This is a genomic window from Thomasclavelia cocleata, from assembly GCF_900102365.1.
In the GTDB taxonomy this organism is placed as follows: domain Bacteria; phylum Bacillota_I; class Bacilli_A; order Erysipelotrichales; family Coprobacillaceae; genus Thomasclavelia; species Thomasclavelia cocleata.
On the sequence record NZ_FOIN01000017.1, the window covers coordinates 1 to 7645 of the forward strand.

General features: G+C 31.3%; 6 protein-coding genes and 1 pseudogene. All 7 read right to left on the minus strand.

Features of this window, described 5'->3' with window-relative positions; genetic code table 11:
* Window positions 1–345: 345 nt before the first annotated feature.
* Window positions 346–1455, minus strand: a complete 1110-nt coding sequence (nspC, locus tag BMW96_RS07450; RefSeq protein ID WP_092354060.1) for a carboxynorspermidine decarboxylase — start codon at window positions 1453–1455, stop codon at window positions 346–348.
* Window positions 1455–2657 (minus strand): saccharopine dehydrogenase family protein, encoded by a 1203-nt coding sequence (locus BMW96_RS07455; protein WP_092354062.1) that lies wholly within the window; start codon window positions 2655–2657, stop codon window positions 1455–1457. The genes nspC and BMW96_RS07455 overlap by 1 nt, the downstream gene beginning before the upstream one ends.
* Window positions 2658–3518, minus strand: coding sequence for an agmatinase (speB, locus tag BMW96_RS07460; protein ID WP_092354064.1), 861 nt, complete (start codon window positions 3516–3518; stop codon window positions 2658–2660).
* Complete coding sequence (gene speE / locus BMW96_RS07465) at window positions 3508–4359, minus strand: polyamine aminopropyltransferase (RefSeq protein ID WP_092354066.1); 852 nt, start codon at window positions 4357–4359, stop codon at window positions 3508–3510. Before speE ends, speB begins: the two co-directional genes overlap by 11 nt.
* Complete coding sequence (locus BMW96_RS07470) at window positions 4360–5817, minus strand: aminotransferase class I/II-fold pyridoxal phosphate-dependent enzyme (protein WP_092354068.1); 1458 nt, start codon at window positions 5815–5817, stop codon at window positions 4360–4362.
* A gap of 8 nt (window positions 5818–5825) precedes the next feature.
* On the minus strand, window positions 5826–6611 hold the full coding sequence (gene speD / locus BMW96_RS07475; RefSeq protein WP_092354071.1) for an adenosylmethionine decarboxylase: 786 nt from the start codon (window positions 6609–6611) through the stop codon (window positions 5826–5828).
* A 505-nt stretch (window positions 6612–7116) separates the two neighbouring features.
* Window positions 7117–7645: pseudogene (locus BMW96_RS14120) on the minus strand (FIVAR domain-containing protein); the annotation flags it as partial.

Here is a 7645-nt window from a genome sequence, read left to right on the forward strand (position 1 = left end):
AAAGAACCAGCTTCCAAACAAATGATATTATTAATGACAGTAGAGAAATCAAGTTTACGATTACGGATAAAATCAGTATTAGGATTCTCAACGAAAAGAGAACGAGAATTATTCAAAATCTTAATGCAGTGATTCAAATTTTTTCTAAGAGAGTTAAAATTGTTCATAAGTCATACCTCCAAAAGTTCATACCTATAAACAATAGGCTTATTATTCATAAAAAATATGAATAATAAGCCTCACAAACTCATTTAAATGTCAACACTTTTTTATAAAAAAAAGAGGATACCAATATTTTTATATCGATATCCTCAATATCATTTCCTTAACTTAATGACATTGATCTCAAGATAACCTATTTTTAAAATCATTATAATCAAATTCTTTAATAATCTTTATATCATCTTTTTGCTTTAAAACAATACTTGGTAAATTCATACCATTAAAAGTATTATTTTTAACCATTGAATAAATTGCCATATCTTTAAACCATAATTGTTGTCCTATCTGTAAAGGCTGATCAAATGAGTAATCACCAATAATATCACCTGCTAAACAAGTTGGAGCGCCTAAACGATATGTATATTCTCTTTCATTAGGTAGAGCACTATTAATAATTTCTGGTCGATATGGCATTTCCAAAACATCAGGCATATGGCAAGCTGCTGATGTATCCATAATTGCAATATTCATTCCATTATTAATAATATCTAAAACACTTGATACTAGATATCCTGCATTTAATGCTACTGCTTCACCCGGCTCTAAATATACCTCAACTTCATATTTAGCTTTTATTTCATTGATAACGTTGATCAATGTACCTAAATCATAATCAACACGTGTAATATGATGACCACCGCCAAAGTTTAGCCACTTCATTTGTTTAAGATATTTACCAAATTTTGTTTCAACTGCTCTTATTGTAGTTACTAAATCATCGCTATTTTGTTCGCATAAGGTATGGAAATGTAAACCTTCTATTCCTTCTAACAGCTCATCTTTAAAGTTTTCTAGTGTTACTCCCATACGTGAAAACTTTGCACATGGATCATAAATTTCATGGCCAATTTGAGTTGAACATTCTGGATTGATCCTAATTCCACAAGATGTTCCTGTCTGTTTAGCTAAATCTTGGTATTTTTGCCATTGATTAAATGAATTAAAAACAACATGATCACAAATACTCATAATTTCTTCAATTTCATCATCACGGTAGGCTCCACTAAAAATATGATTTTCTTTATGCATCTCTTCATATCCCAACTTAGCTTCGAAAAGACCACTAGCTGTTGTACCATCTAAATATTTTGCTATAAGTGGATAAACACTAAACATTGAAAAACATTTCTGAGCTAATAAGATTTTACACCCAGTTTGTTTTTTAACTGTTTGAAGAATTTTTAAATTTTTTTCTAATAATTGTTCATCAATCAAATAATATGGTGTCTTCATTAGTCTACTAATACTGGATTATGATCTTCAATCCATGGTAATCCCCATTTATTTAATGCTTCCATAAATGGATCAGGATTAAATTCTTCAACATTATATACTCCAGGTTTTTTCCATTTTCCTTGTAATAATAGCATTGTCCCAATCATTGCAGGTACTCCAGTTGTATAGCTAACTGCTTGAGAACCAACTTCTTTATAACATTCTTGATGATCACAAACATTGTATAAATAATACGTTTTATCTTGTCCATCTTTTTTTCCTTGGAAAATGCATCCAATATTTGTTTTTCCAATCGTACGTGGTCCTAAGCTGGCTGGATCAGGAAGAACTGCTTTTAAAAACTGTAATGGAATAATTTGCTTTCCTTCATATTCAATCGGTTCAATTGATGTCATTCCTACATTTTCTAAGCATTTTAAATGTGTCAAATAGCTTTCACCAAAAGTCATAAAGAAACGAATTCGTTTAATTCCTGGAATATTCAAACCTAATGATTCTAATTCTTCATGATGTAATAGATACATATCTTTTTTGCCAACTTGAGCAAAATCATATTCACGTTTTATTTCCATTGGTTTAGTTTCTACCCAATGCCCATTCTCCCAATAACTTCCATTGGCAGATACCTCACGAATATTGATTTCAGGATTAAAATTAGTTGCAAATGGATAACCATGATCACCACCATTACAGTCTAAAATATCAATATAATTAATTTCATCAAACTCATGTTTTAAGGCATAAGCACTAAATACACCTGTTACGCCAGGATCAAAACCACAACCAAGAATTGCTGTTAAACCAGCTTGTTCAAATTTTTCACGATATGCCCATTGCCAACTATACTCAAATTTTGCAGTATCTTCTGGTTCATAATTAGCAGTATCTATATAATGGCAGCCAACTTCTAAACAAGCATCCATGATTTTTAAATCTTGATAAGGTAATGCTAAATTTAAAACTACTTCTGGTTGAAAGTCTTTCATTAATGCTACTAATTCTTTGACATTATCTGCATCTACCTGAGCTGTATGTATAATTGTTTTTGTCGTTCCTTCTAATTTTGCTTTTAATTTATCACACTTACTCTTTGTTCTGGATGCAATCATGATTTCTTCAAATATCTCACTATTTTGACAACATTTGTGAATTGTTACGCTTGCAACTCCCCCACATCCAATAATTAATGTTTTTCTCATTTATTCTTCTCCTTTATTCATCGCTAGTAATAGTTCTCTTAATACTTTGCAAGCTAATGCTGTTGAAGCACCGCTTTGATCATAAACTGGTGATAGTTCATTAATATCCATAGCTACAACATTTAATTTACTCACAGCAATTATAGCTTCTAATAATTCTATAAATGTTACTCCACCAGCTTCTGGTGTTCCAGTTCCTGGAAATACGCTTGGATCTAATACATCCAAGTCGATCGTAAAATATACTGGATAATTTTGACACTCTTCAATAGCTTCTTGTAAACCTTTAAAATTAAATTTATTTAAATTAGTATGTTCTTTTGCCCAATAGAATTCATCACGTTCCCCACTACGAATTCCAAATTGATGAATTTTTCCATTGCCTACTATGTCATGTACTCTTCTAATTACCGAAGCATGAGATAACTTTTCACCAAGATATTCATCACGTAAATCAGTATGGGCATCAAAATGAATAATTCGTAAATCAGGATATTTTTCTACAACTGCCTCTATTGCTCCTAATGTTACCAAATGTTCACCACCAATCATACATGGCAGTTTATTAGCTTCGAGAATTGTTTTTATTGTTTCTTGAATCATATCCAACGACTTGCGAGGATTCCCAAACGGAAGCTCTAGATCACCACCATCAAATACTTTGATATCTTCTAAATCCTTATCTTGATATGGACTATATGTCTCTATTCCAAATGACTCTTGACGCATAGCTGATGAGGCAAAACGAGTTCCTGGACGATATGAAGTTGTACTGTCCATTGGAGCACCAAAAATCACACACTTTGCTTCATCAAATGACGCTTCTAAACCAATAAACGTTTGTATATTTTTATTCCACATCTCTAAGTAACTCCTCTACATAATTTGGTAAAGCAAAAGCCCCTATATGAATTCCTGTATTATAATATTTTGTTTTTATTCCATTAGCCTTCCATCTCGTTTTTTGAAAATCTTTAATTGGGTGATATTGCTTTGAAGCAAATCCAAATAACCAATGTCCTGATGGATAGGTTGGTATATGTGCTTGATAAACTCGTGAAATTGGAAAACTTTCAACAATTCGCTTATGTGCTCGTTGCATTGCAATTGCATCTTCTTGATAAAATGGACTTTCATGCTGATTTACCATAATTCCGCTATCATTTAATGCTTTATAACAGTTTCCATAAAACTCTTTTGTAAATAATCCTTCTCCAGGTCCAAATGGATCTGTAGAATCAACAATAATTAAGTCATATTCATTTTCTCTACTTCTTACAAACTTTAATCCATCTTGATAATAAATATTTAGTCTTGAATCATCAAAACAACATGCTGTTGTTGATAAATACTTTTTACTTACTTCAACAACCAGTTTATCAATTTCAACCATATCAATCTTTTTAATCGTCTTATAACGGCATAATTCTCTAATTACACCACCATCCCCTGCACCAATAACCAGCACTTTTTTTACTTTAGGATGAACAGCCATAGGAACATGAACAATCATCTCATGATAAATAAATTCATCTTTTTCTGTTAACATCATATAACCATCAAGAGTAAGAAAACGTCCAAATTCTTTAGAATCAAAAACATCAATTCGTTGAAATTCACTTTGTCCACTAAATAATTGTCGATCAACTTTTATTGAAAAATTTACACCATTAGTATGTTGTTCAGTAAACCATAATTCCATTTATTTCACCTCTCCCTTTAAAACATTAAGATTATTTATTTCCATATCCTCAGGTCCTGTCATAAAACACCCTTTATCTTTAGCATATTGAATATAATCAAGAATTTCTCTCGTTATTTTTTCACCAGGTGCTAAAATAGGAATTCCTGGTGGATAACACATAACAAATTCACTACACACACGATTAACACATAGTTCAAGCGATAATGACTCTTTTTCACCATAGAAAGCTGTTTGTGGAGAAATAATAACTTCAGGATTAATATATTCATGATCAAACATTCCAGTGCGATTTTTTTTAAACCGTCGTCGAATCTCTCCAAGAGCTCCAACTAAACGCTCAACATTAGCCTCACTATCCCCAACTGAAATATAGGCAAGAATATTACCAATATCACCAAACTCAATCTGTATCCCATATTCATCACGTAATAAGTCATATACCTCTATTCCTGCTAAACCAATATCTAAAGTAAATATTGATAGTTTCGTAACATCAAAATCATAAACACTGTTTCCATTAATCAATTCTTTACAATAAGCATAATAGTCACCAATTCGGTTAATTTCTTCACGTGCATATTTAGCTAAATGTCTAACTTTTCTAAATATCTCTTGTCCATGTAAAGCTAAGTTTTTCCGTGACATATCCAGACTTGCCATTAATAAATATGAACCACTTGTTGTTTGGGTCAAATTAATCACCTGTCGAACATAATCAGCATTCACATTTTGCCCTAACAGTAAAAAAGAACTTTGTGTTAAACTTCCACCTGATTTATGCATACTGACACTAGCCATATCAGCTCCTGCTTCCATTGCCGATATTGGTAAATCATCACTGAAATAAAAATGAGTTCCATGTGCCTCATCAGCTAAAGCCAACATATTATGTTTATGAGCTAATTCAACAATAGCTTTCAAATTTGAACAAATTCCATAATAAGTAGGGTTATTGACTAGTATAGCTTTAGCATCTGGATTATCTTTAATTGCCTGCGTTACTTGATCAATTGACATTCCTAAAGATATTCCCAATCTTTTATCAACATCAGGATTTACATAAATTGGAATAGCTCCTATCAGAATCATTGCGTTAATAGCACTACGATGAACATTACGAGGCATAATAATTTTTTCACCAGCTCTAACACTTGCCATAATCATACTTTGGACAGCTGACGTTGTTCCCCCAACCATAAAAAAGGCATGTGCTGCATTAAATGCATCAGCTGCTAACTCTTCGGCCTCTTTAATTACTGAAACGGGATGACATAAATTATCTAACGGTTTCATTGAATTAACATCAATACTCATACATTTTTCACCTAAAAATTCTGTCAACTCAGGATTCCCTTTACCATGTTTATGTCCTGGAACATCAAAAGGTACTAAACGGTCTCTTTTCATTTGTTGTAAAGCTTCATAAATAGGCATTTTACTTTGATCTAATTTCATATAGCCTCCTAAAAAATATTACTTCCACTATAAATTTCTATCATTTCTTGTCTTAAATTATTAGTTATTTCTAACCTTACTTTAGGTGGCAATTCATAAATATCAGTTTTAAATAAATAGTTTTGTAAATCAATTTCTTTAATTAACATCTTTGTATGAAACATATTAGCTTGGTAGACATTAATATCCGTAGAATCATAATTAAGTAGTGTTTTATTATCAATAAACTGTTGAATTGATGACATTGGCCTATCCATAAAAAGTTTCTTCCCTTTTATATCCCTAGTAAAACCTCGAACACGATAATCCATTGTAATAATATCAGAATCAAAACTGCTAATTAAAAAATCTAGAGTTGATAATGGCGATATTTCACCACAAGTAGCTACATCAATATCCACTCTAAATGTTGCAATACTTGTTTCTGGATGATACTCAGGATAAGTATGAACACTAATATGACTTTTATCTAAATGACCCAAAATTATTCGATCATCAACAGCTTTCATTTCCCCTTGGCGATTTTTTAACATATCTTCTTCAGCTAACAACATTGTCACACTGGCGCCTTGAGGATCATAATCCTGCTTTGATACATTTAATACGTGTGCACCAATCATATTTGCTACTTCATAAAGGATATCTGTTAGTCTTTTTGAATTATATTGTTCATCAATATAAGCAATATAATCTTTTTGTTCCCTTTGACCTTTAGCATAGCAGACATCATAAATATTAAAACTTAATGATTTAGTTAGGTTATTAAAACCATACAATTTTAATTTCTCGTTCATACTTGATTCCCCTTTTCCATAAAAAAACTCAAATAGGTACAATCCCACTTGAGTATCAATATGACATATTATTAGAACAACAAAAAAAATCCTAGTCTATTTACGTCAGAGTCTATATAGCAAGAATTACTTTTACTACTCTTATTGATTGTTTCACAAGTGTGATGTGCCTCAGCACACGGTTGTATAGTCACCAACTCAATGTTAATACATTAACATCAACTTATAAAATTTGAACTTTTGTTCTATCAATAAGGCAACAAAGTTGCCAGTCCGGCATTTGACCTAGCTGTCCGTATGGCTTTAACTCAATAGAGTGGTCAAAAAATTCTCACAAAATATATTACTTTTTTGCTTTAATTTGATTATATAGTATTAATTTATAAAAATCAACATATTTTTATAAAATTAAATATAATGTTTAATATAGTAAACTATGCCCCATGATTTAATAAAAAAACTTACTAATTTATTTTTTAATTAGTAAGTCTTTTTAAGCGTAAATTTATTTTAATACTTTCTCCTTTTTGAAATATAGTATCCTTGCTAAACTTAATGACATTAATGCAATACTTGTTCCAATTAAACTATTGTCACCTGTCTTTATTGCAGTTGTATCTCCTGGTTTTGCTACTAATCCCTCAAGGGCTTTTGTTAAAGCTGCATGTGCTGCATTTACTTCTGCTTCGCTTGCTTCTGGATTTTCTAATACTGCTTGTGCTTTCATTACTTCATTTTCTACTACTGCCCATGTCTTTGCTGTATAACTTGCACTGTTTAATCCATTTGCTTTATTGATTAAACCACTTAATAAATCTTTATTTGGTTTTAATCTTAAGTTCAAGTATGCTCTTGTTAATGCATCACATGCTTCGTCTACTTCTGCCTGTGTTGCTTTTTCATTTCCTAATACTTCTTGAGCTGCTTCTAAGTCTGGTAACATTGCATTCCATGTAGATTCGATATATTTATCTTCTTCTAATCCTAATACTTTATTTACCATTGCTTCCAATAATGATTTATCTACTACTTCT

Bases quoted from the DNA above. Each gene is read 5' to 3' on its own strand.
- BMW96_RS07470 (WP_092354068.1), bottom strand. From the start codon at position 5,817: ATGAAATTAGATCAAAGTAAAATGCCTATTTATGAAGCTTTACAACAA.
- speB (WP_092354064.1), bottom strand. From the start codon at position 3,518: ATGTGGAATAAAAATATACAAACGTTTATTGGTTTAGAAGCGTCATTT.
- nspC (WP_092354060.1), bottom strand. From the start codon at position 1,455: ATGAAGACACCATATTATTTGATTGATGAACAATTATTAGAAAAAAAT.
- speD (WP_092354071.1), bottom strand. From the start codon at position 6,611: ATGAACGAGAAATTAAAATTGTATGGTTTTAATAACCTAACTAAATCA.
- speE (WP_092354066.1), bottom strand. From the start codon at position 4,359: ATGGAATTATGGTTTACTGAACAACATACTAATGGTGTAAATTTTTCA.
- BMW96_RS07455 (WP_092354062.1), bottom strand. From the start codon at position 2,657: ATGAGAAAAACATTAATTATTGGATGTGGGGGAGTTGCAAGCGTAACA.